The 22954-nt window shown below is 67.0% G+C and carries 11 protein-coding genes and 1 pseudogene; 6 read left to right on the forward strand and 6 right to left on the reverse strand.

What is annotated here, in order from left to right:
• Positions 1-5: 5 nt before the first annotated feature.
• Together ACSMXN_RS22865 and ACSMXN_RS22870 are read right to left on the reverse strand one after the other, a co-directional pair.
• Positions 6-284 (reverse strand): type II toxin-antitoxin system TacA family antitoxin, encoded by a 279-nt coding sequence (locus tag ACSMXN_RS22865; protein WP_022915285.1) that lies wholly within the window; start codon positions 282-284, stop codon positions 6-8.
• A 71-nt stretch (positions 285-355) separates the two neighbouring features.
• Positions 356-1063, reverse strand: coding sequence for a hypothetical protein (locus ACSMXN_RS22870; protein WP_022915284.1), 708 nt, complete (start codon positions 1061-1063; stop codon positions 356-358).
• A 106-nt stretch (positions 1064-1169) separates the two neighbouring features.
• Here ACSMXN_RS22870 and ACSMXN_RS22875 point away from each other — a divergent pair, with 106 nt between their 5' ends.
• The 4 genes from ACSMXN_RS22875 to ACSMXN_RS22890 all read left to right on the forward strand — a co-directional run bounded on the left by ACSMXN_RS22875 (position 1170) and on the right by ACSMXN_RS22890 (position 12494).
• The gene (locus ACSMXN_RS22875; protein ID WP_022915283.1) at positions 1170-8117 is read left to right on the forward strand and encodes a lamin tail domain-containing protein; all 6948 of its coding nucleotides are present in this window, start codon (positions 1170-1172) and stop codon (positions 8115-8117) included.
• A gap of 32 nt (positions 8118-8149) precedes the next feature.
• Positions 8150-10111 carry an alkaline phosphatase family protein gene (locus tag ACSMXN_RS22880; RefSeq protein ID WP_081649337.1) on the forward strand — a complete coding sequence of 654 codons (1962 nt, stop codon included), beginning with the start codon at positions 8150-8152 and terminating at the stop codon, positions 10109-10111.
• A 343-nt stretch (positions 10112-10454) separates the two neighbouring features.
• Positions 10455-11846: a mercuric reductase gene (locus tag ACSMXN_RS22885; protein WP_022915281.1), complete on the forward strand. Its 1392-nt coding sequence runs from the start codon at positions 10455-10457 to the stop codon at positions 11844-11846.
• Between the two features lie 84 nt (positions 11847-11930).
• The gene (locus tag ACSMXN_RS22890; protein ID WP_022915280.1) at positions 11931-12494 is read left to right on the forward strand and encodes a sugar O-acetyltransferase; all 564 of its coding nucleotides are present in this window, start codon (positions 11931-11933) and stop codon (positions 12492-12494) included.
• A gap of 88 nt (positions 12495-12582) precedes the next feature.
• Here ACSMXN_RS22890 and ACSMXN_RS22895 read toward each other — a convergent pair whose 3' ends face one another.
• The 4 genes and pseudogenes from ACSMXN_RS22895 to ACSMXN_RS22910 form a co-directional block, all read right to left on the reverse strand.
• Entirely contained in the window at positions 12583-13227 is a 645-nt protein-coding gene (locus ACSMXN_RS22895; RefSeq protein WP_022915279.1) for a CE1759 family FMN reductase, read from the reverse strand.
• A complete protein-coding gene (locus tag ACSMXN_RS22900; protein WP_081649336.1) occupies positions 13224-14384 on the reverse strand; it encodes an LLM class flavin-dependent oxidoreductase in 1161 nt (386 codons plus the stop codon). Before ACSMXN_RS22900 ends, ACSMXN_RS22895 begins: the two co-directional genes overlap by 4 nt.
• A gap of 353 nt (positions 14385-14737) precedes the next feature.
• A pseudogene (locus ACSMXN_RS22905) lies at positions 14738-16012 on the reverse strand (NAD(P)/FAD-dependent oxidoreductase); the annotation flags it as partial.
• Positions 16013-16242: 230 nt separating this feature from the next.
• Positions 16243-19014, reverse strand: a complete 2772-nt coding sequence (locus tag ACSMXN_RS22910; protein ID WP_022915276.1) for a helix-turn-helix transcriptional regulator — start codon at positions 19012-19014, stop codon at positions 16243-16245.
• A gap of 201 nt (positions 19015-19215) precedes the next feature.
• Between ACSMXN_RS22910 and ACSMXN_RS22915 the strand changes: the two genes are divergently transcribed.
• Positions 19216-22056, forward strand: coding sequence for a LuxR family transcriptional regulator (locus tag ACSMXN_RS22915; protein WP_022915275.1), 2841 nt, complete (start codon positions 19216-19218; stop codon positions 22054-22056).
• A gap of 286 nt (positions 22057-22342) precedes the next feature.
• Entirely contained in the window at positions 22343-22927 is a 585-nt protein-coding gene (locus ACSMXN_RS22920) for a DsbA family protein (RefSeq protein WP_022915274.1), read from the forward strand.
• Positions 22928-22954: the final 27 nt, after the last annotated feature.

The following is a 22954-nucleotide window of genomic DNA, read 5'->3' on the forward strand; positions in this document are numbered from 1 at the left end:
GGCATTCAGAACTGGGCGGCGCGAGCGCGGGAGCGCTTAGCAGCCTTTACGAGCGCTGGGTTCACCTCAGCTGGCTCGTCGAGAGAGGCGATAAGGTCGTCGAAGAACCCGGCAGGGACGCTCGTGTGTGTTTCGTGCTGGCGAACAACCTCATCAGCACGCTCTGCCGCGGCGACGATGACGAAGTTGCTGACACTCGTGTCGTCCAGGGCGGCGGCGCTCTCAATACGTGCTTTCATCTCAGGTGAGACACGAACCTCGATGCGTGCAGTTGCTGCCGACATGACGCCTCCTTTGTCCCGTACAAGTGTACGGACAAAGGAGCCTGCGGTCAAGTGAGCATTGCGTTGCGCGGCTAACCCGTCAACCACTGCCGCAGAACGAACTCGCACTGGGCGAGTTGGGCGGTGGGGACGAACTCACCCGGCGTGCCCGCGACCGATGGGTCGCCGGGGCCGAAGGCAACGGCGTGCACATCGAGGGACGCGTAACGCGCGTGCGCAACGCTAGCGTCGGTGACCGGGGCGACGTCGGTGAGTCCGATCAGCCGCTGCGCCCACGGATGATCCAGCGCCCCGCCACTGACGGAACAGACGGCGGAGTTCGTGGGCTCGGCCAGCAGGACGAAGTCGGACTCGCGCAGCTCGTCACCAAGGCCACTGAGCCCCGCCGCCTCCTGTCCACCGGCGTAGTAAATAAAGGTGACATCGCGGCTGTAGCTGGGCATAGCGGCGGCCTTGAGGGTCACCGCCAGCGCACCCTTGGCATCGCTCGCGCCGGGGCCGACGAGCTTGCCCATCTCGACATAGGCCAGCGGATCCTCCTCCGACGCGACGTCGAGGTGCCCGGCAACGATGACCCGCTCGTCGTGCCCGGCATTCGTGCGAGCGATGACTGCGTCGCCTGCTCGCTCTACCTCCAGATGGGTGAGGTTGCGCAGCGCTGCCTCAATGGAATCGGCGAGTGCGCCCTCGCGGCCGAGGGGCGAGGCGATGTTGACGAGCGACATGGTCAGCGACTGGACGTCGAGAGCGAGCACCAGCGGGAACACGAGGTCGTCCATGCGTGCACCCTCTCACAACGAAAGTTGATCTCCCGGGCTCCGCCTCGTCGCCTCGCGACAAGGCGACGTTCACCAATCGTTCAGATCGGTCCAATTATCTAGGTAAATGCGCCCCGATATCCGTCGTGTCCTGGTTGGTCTCTTCTGCCTGATTCTCGGGCTCGGGTCGCTCGTGGTCCTCGGGCCAGGGGCTCAGGCCGATCCCGGCCCCACCCCGCCCGGTCATCTCGTCATCTCCGAGGTCAACGGAGACCAGTCGGGCGTGTACCGCACCAACTGGGTGGAGCTCTACAACCCGACCGACTCCGCGATTTCGCTCGGCACCGTCGACACGTCGACCACGCCCGCGACGGTCACCCCGAGCTACTACCTCTGCTACGCCAGCCAGGCCGGGACCACCTGCACCAGCCCGTACAAGTTGTATGGAACGGTCATGGCGCACCACCACTTCCTGGTGGAGATCTATGACGCGGGCGGTTCGCTGCCTGCCCTGCCGACCGGGGTCACGGCGGATCTGAACTTCGGCAGCACGGATGCCACCGTCAACCCCTCTCAGCAGGCGGCGAAGAACATCGGTGGTTTCTCCACCGGTGGGCAGCTCCTCCTGCTCGACGCCTCGGTCGACGCCACGGGCGCGTACCCGACCACGGCCAACTACTCGCCGTCGGCCTATAGCTCCACCAACCGCAACCTCGCCGACGCCAGCATCAACCCGTCACCGGTAGTGGATGCCATCGGCTTCACGCCCACGTCGACTGCGTCCACCCTCGCCGGTACGGAAGGTTGGACCAGTACGACCGCTGTCCACTCCGCGCCGGTCCAGGATGCGTCGCACTGGGATGAGCGCAAGTTCGTCGACGGCATCCCGCAGGACACCAACGACAACGCCGCGGACTTCCAGGTCAGCCAGCGTGACCCGATCTCGCAGACGAGCAGCCGGGTTGCCGTCGCGTCCATCAGCGACACCACCATCGCGAGCAGCCAGGCCATGACTCCGATCACCGTCGCCGGCTCCAAGGGCATCGGCACGCTGAGCTATTCGGCCACCGGGCTGCCCGACGGTGTCTCCATCGATTCCGGCACCGGCATCATCAGCGGCACCCCGGCGGCGGCTGACACGATGGGCGCGTACCCCGTCACGGTCACCGCCACGGACCAGACCCCTGGCACCCCCGACACCGCGACGACATCGTTCACCCTGACGCTCAGCGATGACCTGCGGGTCGACGCGATCTCGAACGTGTCGAACAACAAGGGCGCTGCTCTACCGCCCATTCAGGTACAGCCCCACGGCGGCACGCCGGCCTACAGTTACGCGGCCACCGGCCTGCCCGCCGGCGTGAGCATCAACTCGACCGGCAGCATCAGCGGCACCCCGACCGGCGCGGTCGGCAAGTACTCCGTGCACGTCAGCGTTACCGACAGCGGTACCGGCACTGGGAGCAATGCTCAGCAGACCGTATCCGCGGACTTCACCTACACCGAGCTTCCGTCGCTCACCGGCCCCGCCGCTGGTGACCCGCTGGCCGGTCTGACGGTCAACGAGGTCAAGGCGACCGGCACTCCAGCGAACGACTTCGTCGAGGTCTACAACACGGGCAGCGCCCTGACCGGCGCATCGCTCGACCTCGCCGACAAGTCCGGCGCGGTGTACCACGCGACCGGGCTGAACATCGCCGCCGGTGGCTACGCCGTCGTCAACGGCTCGGACCTCGACGCCGCGGGACTCGACCTCGCCGCCAGCGACACCCTCTATCTGACCGAAGCCGGCGACAACACGCTGCTCGACCAAACCTCGTGGACGTCGTTCCAGACCACCTCTTGGGCGCGCTACCCCGACGGCACCGGCGACTTCGCCGTCTCCAAGCAAGCCACCAAGGGCGCGACCAACGCCGTCCCTGACTCGTTCGCGACCGACCACCTAGTCATCGCGGGGGTGTTCGGCGCCAACTCCGACACCGTCCGCTGGACGAACGACTGGGTCGAGCTCTACAACCCGACCGACAGTGCCATCTCGCTGGGCTCGATCGACACGACGACAACGCCGAACGCCACGGTCACTCCGAAGTACGCCCTGTGCTACCGCGGCTACTCGTCCACCGGCGCGTGCACCAGTCTCGTCAAGCTGTACGGAACCGTGGCACCGCACCATTACTTCTTCATCTGGTACGCGAACGCTCACACACCGGCGGACGACGGAACCTACCCAGCGGGCTTCACCCCTGACCTGGACTTCTCGGTGAAGACGCCGGGTAACGGCAACCAGGTCGGCAGCAACATGGGTGGCTGCAACACGGGTGGTCAGATCGAGCTGCTCGATGCCACGGTAGGCACGAGCGCCATCAACGGCGATTTGTCGTCGGCCGCCGCGAAGAGTGCGGGCGAAGTCGACGGTGTCGGCTGGATGAACGCCTCCACCAACCAGCCGACGGCAGCCGAGAGCAAGGGCTCGGACAAGGTCACTGGCCTCGACTCGGGCACGAACAACACGTGCGTCATCGCCAGGAACTTCGCCAATGGGTTCGCCGTCGACACCGATTCGAACAGCTCCGACTTCACGCCGGTCACGGACCTCGACGCCTTCACGCCCCACTCGCAGAACGACGATCGCGTGGCGATCACGCCTGTCGCTGACACCGAGATCTCGCTCAACGAGGCGATGGACCCCATTCACGTGCAGGCCAAGGCGATCTTCGGTGCCCTGAACTACACGGCAACCGGCCTCCCAGCCGGTATCACGATCGACCCGGGCACTGGGGTCATCGGCGGCACGCCGGACTCCGCCGACGAGCTCAAGGACTACCCGGTCACCGTCACCGTCAGCGACGGCGTGGCGGGCGACACCGCCACGGTTAGCTTCACCCTCAAGGTGAGCAAGGTTCTGCGCCTCGATTCGGTCGCAGACGTGTCCGTGGCCAAGGGCACTGCGCTCACCGCCATCAACGTGAAGGCGCACGGAGGCACGTCGCCGTACACCTACTCCGCTACGGGGCTGCCGGCCGGCGTCACGCTCGACCCGAGCACCGGTGTCATCTCCGGCACCCCGACCGGCGCCGTCGGCCGCTACGCCGTGCACGTGACGGCCACTGACAGCGGCGTGGGTGATGCCCAGGCATCGGTGTCGCTGGCCTTCACCTTCATCGAGCTCCCGCCGCTCGGCGGCCCCGCTTCCGGTGATCCGCTTGCAGGCCTGACCATCAACGAGGTCAGGGCCACCGGCACTCCCACGAACGATTTCGTCGAGCTCTACAACACGGGCAGCGCCCTGACCGGCGCATCGCTCAGCCTCGTGGACAGCGAGGGTGACACCTACTCGGTGCCCGTCCAAGACATCGCCGCCCACGGGTACGTGGTCATCGAGGGCTCTGCCCTGGACACCGCCGGGCTCGATTTGGCCGCCAACGACACGCTGTACCTGACCGAGACCAACGGCACCGTCCTCGATCAGACCTCGTGGACGTCGTACCAGACCACCTCGTGGGCGCGGACCACGGACGGCACCGGCGCCTTCGGCCTCTCGGCCTTTCCCACCAAGGGCAAAGCGAACTCGGGTCCCCCGGTGATCAAGCCGAACGACCTGCTGGTCTCCGAGGTCAACTACGACAACAACTCGACGGACTGGTACGAGTACAGCGAGGTCACCAACACCACCGACCACCCGATCGACTTCGCCGCCTACGGCCTCACGCTCACCAAGAGCGGGGCGGTCATGACGCTGCACGACCCGTCGGACACCACGCAGGCCTCGCCGACCGTCGACCCGGTGATCCCGGCGCACGGCACCCAGCTCTTCTGGTGGGTCGAGAACCAGTACTTCGGCGTCAAGACCACAGCCCAGTTCCTCGCCAACTACGGTCTCCCGGCGTCAACAAATGTGGTGCTGGCCTACGGGTTCACGTCGATGGCCAACTCCGGCGGTGATCACAGCTACTACATTTCGGTGAACCAGGGCGCCAAGACGACAATCTCCCAGGCCTGGGTCGACACCCCTTGCGCCGCCAACACGCTCAACGGGTCGGCCGTCTGCACGGCCACCAACGGTAACTACGCCGAGCACTACGAGGTGGCCGCCGACCGCACCAGTCCGGTGGCGGCGGTTTGGTACAACTCGCTGCACAGCGGCGGCGACGACATCAACTTCGTCCTGAAGAAGCCGCTCAGCAGCCCGAACACCGTCGACCTGGAGCAGGTCGGCTTCACCCGGGCGGTGAAGATCACCTCGGTCACGAGCGACGCGATCACCCTGCACAACACCTCGACTGCGGCGGTCGACCTCTCGGGTTACGTGCTGCAAAAGGACAGTGCCGGGGCCACCTACACGTTGCCGCCGGGCACCACGGTCGCGGCCGGTGCCGACCTCATCGTCGAGGCGAGCGACTCCAGCCTGACGTTCGGCGGTGACGACTTCGCGACCCTGCTCGCACCCAAGGGCTACGCGTACACCGACGGCATCGGCCTGGCGGACACGACCGGCCCGTTCCTGCACACGTTGGCCTACGACGCGAGTTCCGGAGAGCCGCCCGTGATCGACCCCACGACGGGCCTGCCGTTGCCCCCGGCCGGCGGTCTGTACCGACCGGCGGGTGTGTCGGCGCAGAACGGTACGGTCTACGCCTCCAACACCGGCGACAACGTGGTCGCGGCCCTGGCCAACGGCGCGAACACCATCGTGGCCGGCTCGCTCGAGGGCTCGGGCGACACGGGCGACGGTGGCCCGGCGACGGACGCCTTCCTGTATCAGCCAGGGGGCACGGCCGAGGACGCGAAGGGTGACATCTTCATCGCGGACAGCGGTGACAACGTGATCCGCGAGATCACGACGGACGGCACAATCCACCTCTTCGCGGGCACTGGCGCCGCCGGTGGCGCGGCTGAAGCGGTCACGTCGACCAGCACGCCGACCACGGTCAATCTCTGGCACCCGCAGGGCGTCGCCGTCGACAGCTCAGGCAATGTCTTCATCGCCGACACCTTTGACAATCGCATCCTCGAAGTCACTACTGCTGGCGCGATCTCGGTCGTCGCGGGCACCGGCAAGGCCAGCTACACCGGTGACGGTGCGGCGGCGACCAGCGCGACGCTCTCGCAACCAGCCGGCGTGGCGGTGGACGCCAAGGACGACGTCTACATCGCGGACTCGTCGAACAACGTGATCCGTCGGGTCGACGCATCGACCGGCGTGATCACGACGATCGCCGGTGACTACGCCGCCGACCAGAAGGCCAACCAGTGCCTGGGCGGATTCACCGGTGACGGTGGCGTCGCCACCTCGGCCCAGCTCAACGACCCCCAGGCGGTCGCGCTCGACGGCGCCGGTGACCTGTTCATCGCGGACACGTTCAACAACGCCATCCGCGAGGTCACGCCGGACGGCACGATCACGACTCTCGTGAACGCCAGCGCGGTTGCCGGTGCTGAGAACACCAGCCCAACCGGGAGCGGTGCGGTCCCGGCATCGACACGCCTCAACACCCCCGAGGCCGTGGCGATCGACCGGAGCGCCAATGTGCTGTACCTCGCCGATACGCGCAACAACGCCATCGCCGAAGTGAGCAATGCCGGCCACAGCGGCAACGCGTCCGGTCCGGTCGAGTCGGCGGCCGCCCTCGCGATCTCGAGTTCACCCGCAGCGACCAACGCCTGCGCGGCACTCGTGAATGGCCCCGTCGCGTCCGTCTCAGTTCCAACCATCAGCGGCACGCCCGCGGTCGGGGCGAAACTGACGGCAAGCGCAGGCACTTGGACGCCGACGCCGGATTCGTTCACGTATCAGTGGCTGCGCGATGGTGTGGCGATCGACGGCGCGACCCAGTCGACGTATGACGTGGCCCTCGATGACGGCAACCACCTCGTGTCGGTTGCGGTGACGGCGAGCAAGGCGGGCTTCGGCTCGGCGACCGCGACGTCAGCGTCGGTGACCGTGGCGGTGCCGAGCCTGATCGCCGGCACACCAAAGATCAGTGGCACACCGACGGTGGGCTCGACCTTGACGGTGAAGCCAGGCACCTGGACGCCCACTCCGGATTCGTTCACCTACCAGTGGTTGCGTGACGGCAAGCCGATTGCCGACGCGACGAGCGCGACGTACACGCCGAGCTCGCCTGACAAAGGTCACAAGATCTCGGTCACAGTGACGGGGACGAAGTCGGGTTACGCATCGGCCAGCGCCACCTCGGCGGCTGTCTCGGTAACGGGTGCGTCGAAGACCCTGACCACCGACCGCCCGATGATCTCCGGCACCTTCCGGGTCGACGAGAAGCTCACCGCGGACCCGGGGACGTGGAAGGCCGGGTCGAGCAAGCTGCCGGCGTCGGATCTGACCTATCAGTGGCTGCGCAACGGCCGCGACATCGCAGGTGCGACGAAGTCCACCTACACCCTGGTCGCCGCGGACAACGGCACGCAGGTTTCGGTCACGGTCACCGGTAAGTACCCCGGCTATGAAACCGCGTCGAGCACTTCGAGCTCGCACACGGTCGCCGCCGGCCTGCTCACGACCGCGGCGCCGACGATCTCCGGAACGTTCCGGGTCGATGAGAAGCTCACCGCGAACCCGGGGACGTGGAAGGCCGGCTCGAGCAAGCTGCCGGCGTCGGATCTGACCTATCAGTGGCTGCGCAACGGCCGTGACATCGCAGGTGCGACGAAGTCCACCTACACCCTGGTAGCTGCGGACAACGGCACGCAGGTCTCGGTCACGGTCACCGGTAAGTACCCCGGCTACGCGACCGCGTCGCGGACTTCGACCTTGCACACGGTCGCCGCCGGCCTGCTCACGACCGCGGCGCCGACGATCTCCGGCACCGCCAAAGTAGGTAGCACTCTGACCGCGAAGCCGGGTGTGTGGAAGGCCGGCACGGACACGTTGTCAGCCTCCCACTTCACCTACGAGTGGGATGCGAACGGAAGGCGGATCGCGGGCGCTACCCAGTCGAGCTACAAGATCGCTTCGTCCTACCTGAGCCAGAACATCACGGTGATCGTGACGGGCAGCAACCCTGGCTACGCGACTGCATCCAGGACCTCGAAGGCCACCGCAGCGGTCAAGAAGTGACGCCCACCCGCGACGAACGAGAGAAAAGAATCATGACCCAGAACAGCGACAACCTCCTCAACAAGCCGGTCTCGCGCCGCTCCGTGATCGTGGGAGCTGCCGCGATTGCCGGCGCGTTGGGCATGGCCGGGCTACTCCCGGAGCGCCTGGCCAAGGCCGCGTCCGCCGCACCGCCCAGTGGCGGCTTCGACCTGTCGAAGGTCAAGCACGTCGTCTACCTGATGCAGGAGAACCGATCGTTCGACCACTACTTCGGCACCTTCCCGGGCGTCCGCGGTTTCGACGACCCGACGGCGATGACCCTGGCCAACGGCAACTCGGTCTTCCAGCAGCCCGACCCGGCGAACCCGGACGGCTACCTCGAGCCGTACCACATGGACACCACCACCACTGGCGCGGCCGCGGTTCCCTCGCTCAGCCATGACTGGCGAGACCAGCACGCCGCGTGGAACAACGGCGCGATGGACGGCTGGCTGCTCACCCACGTCGCCTCGGACGGCGACGTCAAGGGCTCCTTCACGATGGGTTACATGGAGCAGCAGGACATCCCGTTCCATTGGGCGTTGGCGGAGAAGTTCACCCTCTGCGACAACTACCACTGTTCGGTGATGGGTCCCACCTATCCGAACCGCGCGGTCTGGATGTCGGGCACCAACGACCCGACGGGCACGCAGGGTGGACCGATCCTCGAGACGGTCAAGCCGAACGTCCTGCAGTGGAAGTCAGCCGCCGAGGTGCTCTACAACGCGGGCTACACGGTCAAGACTTACACCAGTTCGGGTTCGTACAACTACTTCAGTTGGTGGAAGAGCTTCGCAACCACGGGTCAAGTTGACACCGCTCTCTACAACCGGGTCATGCAGAACGGAACGCTGTTCGGCGATGGAAAGGGTGGCATCGGCGACCCTGCGAGCCCGACGGCGGCCTCGACGGCGTACCTCGGCTTCGAAGAAGACTGCGCCAACGGAACGCTCGCCGATGTGACCTGGCTGTTCCCGGACGGTCCCTACGCTTCGGACGAGCACCCGCCGAACACGCCGGCTGCCGGTGCGTACTTCCTCGCGTCCAAGCTCGAGGCGCTCGCCGCGAACGAGGACCTGTGGAACTCAACGGTGTTCATCATCAATTACGACGAGAACGACGGCTTCTTCGATCACGTCCCACCACCCGTGCCGGACCGCACGAAGTACCCCGACGAATACGTCACGGTGCCGTCACCGCGCGGCACGCCCGGTGGCGGACTGCCCAGCGGTTCGGGCTTCCGCGTGCCCTGTTTCATCATCTCGCCGTGGACGGTCGGCGGGCACATCTACTCCCAGGTCGCCGACCACACCTCGCCATTGCAGCTCATCGAAGCCATCACCGCAGCCGGTGGCCTGAACGGCACTCCGTCAACGCAGGCGGCCGGCCGTACCGCGGTCACCTTCGACGCGATCACGCCGTGGCGCCGGGCGACCTTCGACGACCTCGCCGGGGTCTTCCAGGATGCCGCGCTGCCGGCACCGACGGACGCCCAGTTCGACCAGGACACCCGGCAGGCCAACTACCTCGCGCAGCTCACCGCGTCTGCGCAGCCCATGCCGCCGCGCCCGGGCGCGGCGCAGTCACTGCCGCACCAGGATCCGGTGGAAACCCCGGTCTCGCCGTCCTCGCCGACGAGTACGCCCGCCGCGCCCGCCAAGCCGGTGGCCAAGGCAACGGTGACCAAGGTGACGACCGCTGTCGCCAAGGTGCCGAGCACCAAGGCGACCGGCAGCTACAAGGTGTCCATCTCCGTACCCAGCGGCCACGCCGTAGCGACCGGCACAGTCACCATCACGCTGAAGCTGGGTTCGACGACGCACACCGCTACGGGCAACCTGTCCGGCGGTGCGGCGACGATCCCGCTCGGCAACCTTGGCAAGGGCACCTGGGCGGTGGCCGTCTCGTGGCCAGGGGACGCGAATTACGTCGCGGCCAGCGCGACCGGCACGGCCGTGAAGGTCACCAAGTAGTCCTGTACTTCAAGCACCACAGCACAGGTCGGTCCCGAGGAGCTGCTCTCCCCGGGACCGACCCTGTCTCGTCGAGGCGCCACGGAGAGCGCCCAGAAATGGCTCTAGTCTCGATCGCCTTGCTGCCGCGTTAGACGCCAACCTCGTCGTGCAGATGACCCCACGAGTGCGCGTCGCGTAGCAGCCACGAAACCAGCCTTTCGGCGCCGTCCAGTGGATAGAAACGGCCTCCGAGCTCTCTCCGCCATCGCTGGTGCAGGCCGGCGTTGGAGTGTTGACTTTTCGGGGTGAGCGCCCCGCGAGTCGCGCCAACGCGCTCACCTGAAAGTGGAGGTGGATAGCGATGGCCGAGGAGCGCTACGACGTAATCGTGATCGGGACGAGTCAGGGCGGACGGTTCCTCCCTGTCGAGCTCGCGAAGGCCGGCCGGAAGGTGGCGCTCGTTGAGCGTGACCAACTCGGCGGCGTCTGCGTCAACACCGGGTGCACTCCAACCAAGACGATGGTCGCCAGTGCGCGCCTGGCCTATCAGGCGCGTCGCGGCGCGGAATATGGCGTGCGCACCGGTCCGATATCGGTCGATCTTGCCGCGGTTCGCGAGCGCAAACGGGCGATGGTCGCGGGCGCGCGCCAGAACTACGCGAGCCGCCTCGGGCAGCCCGGGCTCGATCTGATCGAAGGCGAGGCCCACTTCACGGGCCCGAAGGCCGTAGAGATCGCCATGGCAGACGGCGGGTCTCGGCAGATCACCGCACCAGTGGTCGTCATTGATACGGGCACTCGGTCCAAGCCTCTTTCGATCACCGGGGCGGGGGACGTCCGCGTCCTCGATTCAACGTCCATCATGGAGTTGGACGAAATCCCGGACCACCTGATCATCCTCGGCGGCGGCTACATCGGGTTGGAGTTCGGACAGATGTTCCGCCGCTTCGGCAGCGAGGTCACCATCATCCAAAGCGCCGCCCGTCTCATGATGATCGAGGATGAGGACGTCTCGGACGAAGTCGCCGCAATCTTGCGCGATGACGGGGTCACGATCCTCACCTCTTCGACGCCGGTCCGGGTCGAGCCTGCCGACGGTGACCGCGTGCGCCTGACCGTCTCAACGCAGGACGGTGAGCGAACCATCGAGGGCTCGCAGCTACTGTCTGCCATCGGCCGCATGCCCAATACCGAAGCGCTCACCGCCGAGGCAGCCGGCATCGACCTCAACGACAACGGTTTCATCAAGGTCGACGAGCATCTAGAGACAACTGCCCCCGGCGTCTATGCGATGGGCGATGTCAAAGGTGGGCCCGCGTTCACCCACCTTTCCTACGATGATTACCGCATCTTGCACACCAACCTCCTCAACGACAAGAAGGTGCGCAGCACGCAGGACCGGATCGTCCCGTACACCGTGTTCATCGATCCGCAGCTGGGCCGCGTCGGCTTGACAGAGCGTGAGGCCAGAGCGCAAGGACGTGCGGTTCGAGTTGCGAAGCTCCCGATGAGCGCGGTCATCCGGGCAATCGAGACCGGTGAGACGCGCGGTTTCATGAAAGCCGTCATCGACGCTGATAGCGGGCAGATCCTGGGCTGCGCGATCCTCGGCACTGAAGGCGGCGAGGTCATGACAATGATCCAGGTCGCGATGCTGGGCAAGCTTCCCTATACCGCCATGGCAGATGCGATCTTCGCGCATCCCCTTCTTGCCGAAGGCCTCAACAGCCTCTTCGCCCAGTTCGTGGCCTGAGAAAGCTCGAGCCAGCAGGATCCGTATTCGGATCTGGACGCGTCAGTACGCAGCCAGGGACCGGTGCCGTGCGAGCATCGAACGATGTTGGCGGAGCGACGAATTCGAACCCGGACGCCCGAGTGGCGAACCATCTACGATCGCATCCAGGTCGCGATGGAGCTGACCTCACGTCTGAACGTCCTGCGGTTTAGCGACCTCGAGGCGCGTAACGCGCTGCTCAGGGAGCTGCTGGGCAAGTCGCTCCCCGATAAGGCCATCATCCATCCGCCGTTCTACTGCACGTACGGTCTCGGGATTGAGCTCGGCGAGCGGACTTCCGTAGGCCAGGCGTGTTCGTTCCTCGATCTTGGAGGCATCACCATCGGTGATCGAACGATGATTTCTCCGAAGGTCACCCTCATCACGGAGGGGCACCCCGTCGACCCGGCGGAGCGCTACAGCTTCATCACCCTGGCACCGATCGTGATCGAAGCGGACGTCTGGATTGGCGCAGCGGCGACCATCCTGCCCGGGGTGACGATTGGCCATGACTCGGTCGTCGGCGCGGGCGCGGTCGTTGCCAACGACGTACCCCCACTGACTGTCGTCACTGGTCCCGGCTACGTCGAGCGCCGGCGTTTGAAGCCTGCAGAGACCGGGCTCTAGGCGGTCGGGATCAGGCGCCGCTCGGTGCGCGGAACAGCCGAGCTACGTCCTCAGCTACAGCGCGCTCAGTCCTGCGACGGTCAACGCCTCAGCGGCCAGGCGATTGCCGGCCACGCGCCGGCGCGGCGCGATCCAGGAGCTGTTCCATCTCGGACAGCTCTTCAGCAAAGACATCCCGCCGGGTGCGCGGACCGCACGAGCGCAGCAACCGGGCATAGTCGCCGGCCGCCTTGCTTATCCGCTCAGCCAGACCCCCGGACGCTGGACGAGCTCCGAAATCGTCGGTGGCTGCGTACACCCCGGTCGGCGATACCACCGCGTGCAGGTAGGAGAACATCGGACGCAACGCGTGTTCCAAAACCAGCGAGTGACGCTCGGTGCCGCCGGTCGCCGCAATCAGCATCGGCATGTCCGACAAGCTGCCCTCGGGTAGTACATCGAAGAACGACTTGAACAGGCCGCTGAACGACGCGTTGAACGCCGGGGTGACGGCGATCAGCCCGTCGGCGGCCGCGATGGTGTCAAACGTCTCCTGGAGCTCGTTCGTCGCAAAACCGGTCAGCATCGCGTCCATGATCGCCCGGCCGAACCGGCGCAGCTCGATCACAGAGGCGGCTACGTCCGCGTCACCGGCGACCAGCTCGTCCTGCACCGCTCGGCTGATCAGGTCAGCCAGCAGCCGCGTCGAGGACGGCTCGCGCAGCCCGCCACTCACGATTGCCAGTGTCGTCATGTCCGATCCTCATCCCCGTCGGCGGGTGGTCTCACGTCTTCGGCCTCGCGTGTGCCCCCATCATCGTCCGCCTCGGCGCGTTCCGCAGCAGCCGCCGCAACCAGTGACTGGTGCGTCGGGGCGTCCGGTACGTGCTCACCTCGTCCGATCGCGAACTCCTTGCGCAACACCGGCACGACCTCCTCGCCCAGCAGATCAAGCTGCTCCAACACCGTCTTCAACGGCAGCCCGGCATGATCGATCAGGAACAATTGACGTTGGTAGTCGCCCACATACTCACGGAACCCCAACGTGCGCTCGATCACCTGCTGTGGCGACCCGACCGTCAATGGGGTCTCGGCGCTGAATTCCTCCAGCGACGGACCGTGACCGTACACGGGGGCATTGTCGAAATAGGGCCGGAACTCAGCGACCGCGTCCTGGCTATTCGGGCGCATGAACACCTGACCACCCAACCCCACGATTGCCTGGTCTGCTCGGCCCTGCCCGTGATGCTCGAACCGTTGCCGATACAACCGCACCATTCGCTCGGTGTGCGAGGCCGGCCAGAAGATGTGGTTGGCGAAGAATCCGTCGCCAAAGAACGCTGCCAACTCGGCCACCTCTGGCGTGCGGATTGACCCGTGCCATACGAACGGCGGCACTCCATCCAAGGGCTGCGGCGCCAGGGTGAACCCCTGCAGCGGGGAACGGAACTTTCCGCTCCAATCGACCACTGGTTCCCGCCACAATCGGCGAAGCAACCCGTAGTGCTCCACCGTCAAAGGCACCGCCGTCCGGATGTCCTGTCCGAACCAGGGATAAACCGGGCCGGTGTTCCCTCGTCCGAGCATCACGTCGACCCGGCCGTCGGCAAGATGCTGGAGCACGCTGAAGTCCTCGGCGATCTTGACCGGATCGTTCGTGGTAATCAACGTCGTCGACGTCGAGAGGATCAACCGCTCGGTCTGCGCGGCGATGTAGCCCAGCAACGTGGTAGGCGAGGACGGTGTGAACGGCGGATTGTGGTGCTCGCCGGTGGCGAAGACATCCAAGCCCACCTCCTCCGCCTTCTTCGCGATCGCCACCGTCGCCCGTATCCGCTCCGCCTCTGACGGCATGCGGCCCGTGGTCGGGTCAGCGGTCACATCGCCGACGGTGAAGATTCCGAACTGCATACCAGTCATCGGCGGTCCTCCGTCAAGCGGTCAGGTCTATCGCTCGATCCTCGTCCTCCGGGCTGTCACGGCGCAATCGTCTGAGACTGTGGCCCCCGCCCGTCGTCATGCTGCAGAGCCTCGACGGCGCCGAGAAGGTTGCGCAAGCCGGCCTCCTCGTGCTCGACGTCGATCGGGTCGAAGCGCCATTCCCGCTGCGGGCGTTGGAGTTCCTCCTCCGGATGGCTCGCTTCGGCCATCGCCAGTTCCGCCTCGACCTCAGCCTTCAGCGCGCGCAGCGGTTGGCTATCACGTCTTGGCATCGGCATCGGCATAGACGGTGCGCGCTCCGACGTCGGCGAGCCATCAGCTGCACTCGTGCACTCGAGCGGTACGCGCCCAGCGTCGACCAGCCCGAGCTGTACACCGCGCGCGGGCACGACCGCGTTGAGGGTCCAATCGGTTGCCGTGCGGGTTCGATTGCCCGGCAGCGAAAGGAGGTGATAGCCACGGGTGATCGTCTTGGCCGTAAGGCCAGCGAGGGGGATGTGCAACGGGTTCGCCGCAGCCTTGCCCCCGCCAAGGTCGACCACGAAGCCGAGATCGCGATGTCGATAGCTCTCGAGGTCCTGGTGCGCGAGGGACGCCGCGACGTTGCGGGCCACTAGCTTGCCTTGCCGCTGTGCATGCTGAGCGGTCATCCCGGTGATCGTCCCGGGGCGCGTGACGTCCGGCACGGCGGCACAGTCCCCGCACGCAAACACGTGCGCCTGGCCGCGGACCAGAAGGGTGTCGTGCACCTGGACCCGCCCCCGATCGGTAGGCAACGACAGTGCACCGACGAGTGGGTCGGGGCGAACACCGACGCACCAGATCAGCGATCGGGTGCTGATCTCCTCGCCGCTCGTCATGCGCAGGGAGTCCGGGCCTGCACATTCGATGGACTCCCGGAGGCGAATCTCGAGTCCGCGCCGGTGCAACACGCGCTCGGCAGTCCTCGACATGCGCGGGCTGAGTCCCGGCAGCAACTGGTCTGCCAGGTCGGCGATCACCCAGCGGATCGGCTGCTTTCGTAGCGCCCGGAGTTGGCGCACCAGTCGGGCAGTGAACAACTGGCCCTGGGCGGCGACCTCGGTGCCCGTGTATCCGGCCCCGACGACGACGAACGTGCACCTCGCGTCCCGTTCCTCGCGGTCATCCGTCGCAGCCGCAAGCTCCAGCTGCCGGGTGATGTGATCGCGCAAGTACAAGGCCTCGGAGATCCCACGGAAGCCGTGTGCGTATTCGGCGACCCCCGGGATGGGGAGCAGCTTGTTCACGCTGCCCGCCGTGAGCACAAGGCGATCGAAGTCGGTTGCGTGGCGCCGCTCTTCCGGATCGACCCATTCGACCCGGTGTCCGACGACGTCGACGTTGGTGACTGTGCCGAGCGCCAGCTTGACGTTCGGTAGCCGGGCGGACAGCGACACGCAGATGCGTCGCGGCTCGAGGATTCCCGCCGCCACCTCGGGCAGTAGCGGGAGGTACAGGAAGTAGTCGGTCGGGTTGATCAACACGATCTCGGCGTCCGGCGCGTACCTCTGCAACCTTCGAGCCGCGGTGAACCCGGCGAATCCGGCCCCCACGATCACGACCCGCGCCGCGCTCATCGGAACTCGGAGTTGGGGATAACCGTGGCCATCATGCGGCCACGACCCCGGGTCGTGGCGGCCGAGGACGGGAGACAGTGGTCCGGCGACATCTCACGATTCCTCCTCGATGAGTTAGTTGCTGGTGTTCCCACTCTCGCGCCGATGATCCGCGCTCGCCTCCGGGTCGGCCCCGGGCCCGACCCTGGGGTGGCCTCGACCCTGGGAGGGCCTCGCCCAGCTGACCGCCACTACTCGACTCGAGCCTCGCCCTGCCCGCCGATACGGGACGTCGCCTCGTCGAGCTCGTGACGTGAAGTTATGCCGAGCTTCGTGAACACGTTTCCCAAGTGGTATTCGACGGTTCGTGGGCTCAGAAACAACCGAGCGCCGATCTCCGGATTGGAGAGCCCGTCGCGCGCCATGCGGGAAACCTGAGCTTCCCTGGGGGTAAGGCGGGAGCTGGCGGCAAGGGCATCTTTGCGAATCTTCTCCCCCGTCGCCACCAGCTCGTGGCGGGCGCGGTCGGCGAACGCCTCGGCGCCCATCGCGGCGAACGCCTCGTGGGCGGCGCGAAGCTGTTTGCGCGCGTCGGTGCGCCGGCCCTGCCGTCGCAACCACTCGCCGTAGAGCAGCCAGGCCCGAGCGAGCTCAGTCCGGAGCCGGGTGCGGCCGAGGCGCTCGATCGCCTCGCGGTAGTAAGTCTCGGCGCTGTCCTGGTCGACGATGAGTGCGCGCGATCGAGCCTCAATCCCGAGCGCCCAATCGGTGCGGCTTGCGCCGGTCATCGTGGCGATCCAGCCGAAAGTCTCGGCCGCGAGCTCGGTCATTCCGCTGCGAGCGGAAGCTTCGATGAGCTCGGCCGCGGCCCAGTTAGCCACGCCCGGATACCGCAGGTGCGCATGCTGCTGGTCGTGAAGCGCATGGTGAGCGGCGGCCACCGCCTCTCGGTAACGGCCAAGGCCGTTGTTGAGCACCGCGTTCGCCCGCTCGGCGACGGCTAGACCGACCCCTTCGCCGCGTTGGGTCACGTCGGCGATGGTGTCTTCGATCAGCGCTGATGCCTCGCCCTGGCGCCCCCGCATTGCTGCTAAAGACAGGGCGGCATAGGGAGCGGGATTGCTTCCGGTCGCCTCGGTTACGGTCCGTATCTCGTCGATCAGCGACGATGCGGCGGCCAGGTCACCGGCGAAGAGCAGCAGGTAGGCCCGCATGCTCAGTGCCAGGGGAAGCTCCCCCAATGCTCCCGTCGATCGAGCGAGTTGGACGTACCGCTCGGAGAGCACGTCCCAGCGCTCGTCATCCCACAGGTGCAGGGCTACGACGCAGGCCAGCCACAGCCAGCGCAACTCCTCGTCGGTGGACATGCCGCTGCCGAAGGCTCTCAGCGCCTCGCGCAGGATGGGCACTCCGACCGCGTACCCGTCGGTGAAGTTGGCGGCCAAGCCGTCCAGGAGAAGATCCGGTGCGCGCATTGGGCTCATCGGCCGCGGCGCTGAACTGGCCGCGCGCGAAACCTCCAGTGCACCGCCTCCTGGGCTGGCCAGGAGGCCGGCGAACATGGCCGCGGACAGAGCGTCCAAGTACGTCGCCCTCGCCTGATCGGCGTCAATCGGTTCGAGCCGTTTGGCGGCCTTGAGCAAGAGGCCCGGTGCGTCGCGTCCCCGGTTCGTCACGAACGCGCGTTGGGCTCGCAGGACGTCCACCCGTGCCTGTTGGAGCTCGGTGAGCGGCCCGATCTCAGCCATGGCCAGCAGGTCCAGGGCCGCGTCGAACGCGCCGGCCTGGATCCTCGCCTGTGCGGCGGCCAGCGCCCGGCCGGCCCGTTGCGCCGGATCGGGAGACAACAACGCAGCCCGCTCGAGGAAGGCCGCCGCGGCGGGGAGTCCGCCTCGTGCGCGGGCACGGTCCGCCGAGCTCTCCAACTCGCCGGCGACGTACTCGTCCGGACCGCTTGCCGCGTGGGCGAGGTGCCAGGCGCGCCGATCGCCGTCGAGTGCCGGGTCGGTGACCTCGGCCAAAGCACCGTGCGCTTGCCGCCGTTCGACCGGCGTCGCCGCTCGATAGACCGCCGAGCGCACCAGGGGATGACGGAACGTGACCCGCTCTCCGAACTCAAGCAGGCCTCCGAGCTCCGAGGCCCGGGCAACGTCGATATCGACGCCGAGAAGCTGAGCAGCCCCATGCACCAGCGATGGCTCGCCCATCGGCTCAACGGCGGCGACCAATAGCAGGCGACGAACCTCGGGCGGCAGGGGTGCGAGCCGGCGGCGGAAGCTGTCTTCGATCCGGTGCACGACACTTGGCGCGCCCAGCGCGTCGGAATCACCAGCCAGGACGGCGTAGCTCGAGTCTTGCGGAAGTTCCAGTAAGGCAAGCGGATTCCCGCGCGTCTCGACCAGAATGCGGTCGCGAACCCTATCGTCAAGCGGTCCTGGAAGTGCCGCTGCAAGCAGGTCGCGCGCGTCCCCCGGAGGAAGACCGCCGAGCGCCAGCTGCGGCAGGTCGACCAGCGATTCGTCGTCGGTCGGTTCGCGCAGCGCGAAGACGAGCCCAACAGATTCGGCCCCAAGCCGACGAGCGACGAACCCGAGCGTCTGTGCGGACGTCCGATCAAGCCACTGCGCATCGTCGACCACGCAGAGGACCGGTCGTTCGCTGGCTGCCTCGGCCAACAGGCTGAGCACGGCCAGGCCCAGCAGGAAGCGCTCCGGCGGCACACCTGCGCGCAGACCGAACGCCGTGCCCAGCGCGTCACGCTGCGGGCTCGGGACGCGATCGAGGTAGTCCAGCAGTGGCGCGCACAGCTGGTGCAGTCCCGCGAAGGCGAGTTCGGAGTCCGCTTGCACGCCGACGGCACGGACGACCCGGCATGCGGACGCCCGGCCGACCAGGTAGTCCAGGAGCGCCGACTTTCCGATCCCGGCCTCACCTCGGATGACCAGCGACCGACTGATCCCCTTCTGCACATTGCCCAAGATGTGGTCGAGCGCCCGACATTCGGAACGCCGATCCACCAACATGTGGTGACACTACCCCGTTGATCGAAGGCCGGTAGGGGCTGTTTATGGCGGTTTCGTGCAGGCAACGACGAGCAATTGGCCTGGGTCCGGGCTTTGAGTCCCCTGTACGGACCTGGGGTCCCGACCCAGGTATGCCCGGGTACGAGCAGGGCCCAAGCCGGACAGTATTGATCGATCCGCACGGCCGAACGAGGAGGCGTGATGATCGGACTGTTCGCCGTTGGTGACCGGACGAAGCACGAGAGCCAGAGCGTGGACGATGCTGCCATATCCCCGCTGCCGACCACTAGCTCGCCGCGATGTGCCATGTCTGGGTTGCTGGGTCGCCGCCGGGAATGTGCCGCGGTGGACAAGCTCCTCCTCGAGGCGCGAAGTCGGCGCTCGGCCACGCTTGTCGTCACCGGCGAGGCGGGGTGCGGCAAGTCGGCGCTGCTCGAGTACGTACGGAGGACTGCGAGTGATTTTCACGTGCTCGACTGCTGTGGCGTCGAATCCGAGATGGAGCTTGTCTACGCGGGCGTGCACCAGCTTTGCTCATCGTTGCTGGGTCCGATGGATCGGTTGCCCCAGCCGCAGCGCCTCGCCCTGCATTCCGCGCTGGGTATGGTCGCGACTTCCGAAGCGCAGGATCGATTCCTTGTCGGCTTGGCCGTCCTCAGCCTGTTCGCCATGAAATCAGCCAAGCAGCCGCTGCTCTGCTTGGTGGATGACGCTCAATGGCTGGATCAACCGTCCTTGCAGACCCTGGCCTTCGTCGCTCGACGGTTGGCCGCCGAACCGATCGCGGTCGTGTTCGGGCTGCGTGAGGGTGCCGCGGTGGGCGACTTGACCGGGTTGCCCGCACTCTCGTTGAGCGGCCTAGGCCGGGCCGATGCCCATCAGTTGCTCGCGTCGTCGGTTCACGCGCCGCTGGACGAGCACGTTCGCGACCGCATCGTGGCCGAGGCGCACGGCAACCCGCTGGCGTTACAGGAGCTGCCGCGCGGGTGGTCCCCCGATCGGCTGGCAGGTGGCTTCGTGATACCCGGCGCCAGTTCGCTCAGGACTCGCATCGAGCACAGTTTCCTGCGCCGGGTACACGCCCTGCCTCCCGACACCCGGCTACTACTGCTTGCAGCCGCCGCTGAACCGGTCGGCGATACGAGTCTGCTGTGGCGGGCTGCTCAGCAGTTGGGCGTCCGTCCTGAGGCGGCGGGCGCCGCTGAGGCGGCTGAACTGATCGACTTCGGAGCCCGGGTCCGGTTCCGTCACCCGCTGGCGCGTTCCGCGATCTACCATGCCGCCGACCCCACCGATCGGCGGAGGGTCCACCGCGCCCTGGCCCTGGCAACCGATGCGAGCACCGATCCCGATCGCCGGGCATGGCACCGCGCGTACGGCGCAATCGGCCCCGACGAAGACGTCGCGGAGGAATTGGAGCGTTCGGCAGGCCGCGCTCGTGCCCGGGCTGGAATCGCGGCCGCGGCCGCGTTCCACGAACGCGCCGCCGAGCTGACGATCGACCCTGAGCGTCGCCGCACGCGCTACCTGACCGCCGCACAGTCGAAGCTGCAGGCCGGCGCACCCGAGGCCGCCGGCGACCTGCTCCTCACCGCCAGATCCGGGCCGCTTCCCGACCTCGAACGCGCTCGGGCCGAACTGCTCGGCGCCCAGATTGGCTTCGCCATGGACCGCGGCAGCCAGGCCCCGCCGCTGCTGCTCAAGGCTGCGCGCCGGCTTGAGGGACTCGACCCGCTGCTCGCCCGCGACACCTATCTCGACGCGCTCTCCGCGGCCATGTTCGCCGGCCGCCTCGCGACGGGCGTCACTGCCCTGGACGTTGCGCAGGCCGCGCGCACCGGACCACCCGCGCCCCGACCGCCCCGGCCAACCGATCTCCTTCTGGACGCGCTCGCGATCCGGTTCACGGATGGATATGCGGCAGCGAAGGTACCGCTGCAGCGCGCGGTCCTGGCCTTTGCCGACGGGCACCTCGCGCCCGAGAACGAGATCCGCCGGCTGTGGCTGGCCTGCACCTGTGCCGCGGAACTCTGGGACGACGAGAGCTGGTACACGCTGACCGCCCAGTACGTCGCGCGCGTCCGCGAGGCCGGAGCACTGAGCGAACTCCCGCTCGCTCTGAGCCAACGCAGCGCGGTTCTCATCTGCACCGGCCAACTTGCCGAGGTCGCGGCACTGGTAGACGAGACGCGGGCGGTCAGCGACGTAACCCGCAGTCACCTCGTCCCGTACGGTGCCGTTCTGCTCGCCGCCTGGCGAGGGGACGAGGCGGACCTCGAGCGGCTGGCCGAGGCCAGCATCCGCGAAGCAGTGAATCGGGGTGAAGGGATCGGCGTGGGCGTCGTCCAATCCGCCCTTGCCGTGATGCACAACAGCGTCGGCCGCCACCGCAACGCCATGACCGCAGCCGCGGTGGCCAGCGCGAATCCGGACGATCTCGTCTCGTCGTGTTGGGGCCTGGCCGAACTCGTGGAGGCGGCCGCGCGGGCAGGGGATCGAGATCGCGCCCGGACGGCACTTCAATCACTGTCAGCCACGACCACCGCGAGCGGTACCGGCTGGGCGTTGGGCGTTGAGGCTCGCTGCCGTGCGTTGCTCACCACCGGGGTTGGCGCGCGGGAGCTCTACCAGGAGGCGATCGATCGGCTGGCCGGTACTCGTATGCGCAATGATCTCGCCCGCGCGCACCTGTTGTACGGCTCGTGGCTGCAGCGTGCGCAACGGCGCACCGAGGCGCGCGATCATCTGCGCACCGCACACGACATGTTCGCCGGCATGGGCGCCGAGGCGTGGGCCGAGCGGGCCGCTCGCGGGTTGCGCGCCGGCGGCGAAAACGTTCGCCGACGTAGTGCCGACACGCGCGCCCACCTGACTTCGCAGGAGGATCAGATCGCTCAACTAGCTCGCGACGGTCTGTCGAACCTCGAGATCGGAGCGCGCCTGTTCCTCAGCTCACGTACGGTCGAATGGCATCTCGGCAACGTGTTCGCCAAACTCGGCATCACCTCGCGCCGGGAGCTCCACCGGGCATTCGCCGGATAGACAGGCGAGCGAACGCCCTGTCCGGGCGACGAACCGGATGGAACACCTCTGGCCCATCCTCAGTCGGGGACGAAGCCGAAGCCGGGGACGACCCCCGGGCTATCCCTGAGGCCACGCAGCTCGTCGAGCGGCACCGTTAACACGTCCAGGAGTCGGTCGACTGCACGTCCAGGCGTCGGTCGACTGCACGTCCAGGCGTCGGTCGACGCTGGCCGTTCCGTCACCCAACGAGGAGGTGAGACCGACGACATGGCTGCCAACAGCGACCGGGGAAACACATTGAACCGTGCTGCACTGGTTCGACTTCGTCTGCCCGTTCTGTTACATCGCGCAAGATCGCAACAGGATCCTCCGCGACGCCGGGTTGACCGTCATCGAGCTGCCCCTGCAGGCCCACCAGGACGTCGCGCCCGGGGGCACGCCGGCACCCGCCCGGACGGGACCGATGTACGAGCTGCTCGCCGAACAGGCCCGCGAGGCCGCGCTTGAGTTGCACTGGTCCGCACGCATTCCGTACTCACGGTTCGCGTTGGCCGCTGCAGAAGCCGTTCGTATCACCCAGCCGGAGTATCACCCAGCATTCAATGCCGCCGTGTTCGGCGCCTACTTCGCACGCGGCCAGGACATCGAAGACTGGGCCGTCATCACCCAGTGCGCTCAGGACGTAGGTGTCGAGCCGTTCGCCTTCAAGTACTCGATCACTGCGGGAATCGCGGACAACGAACTGCGATTCGCCGAATCACGAGCCCGCGAGCACCACGTGACCGCTCCGCCCAGCTGGTTGGTGAACGGCGATGAACTCATCGCCGGGCTGCGCCCGCGTGCGTTCTTCATTGCGCTCGCCCGCACCCTGAGCAGAACGCCCGGGTAGTGACTCGGGCCGAGGTTTTGAAACCTC

The sequence above is a fragment of the Parajatrophihabitans canadensis genome (assembly GCF_053764775.1).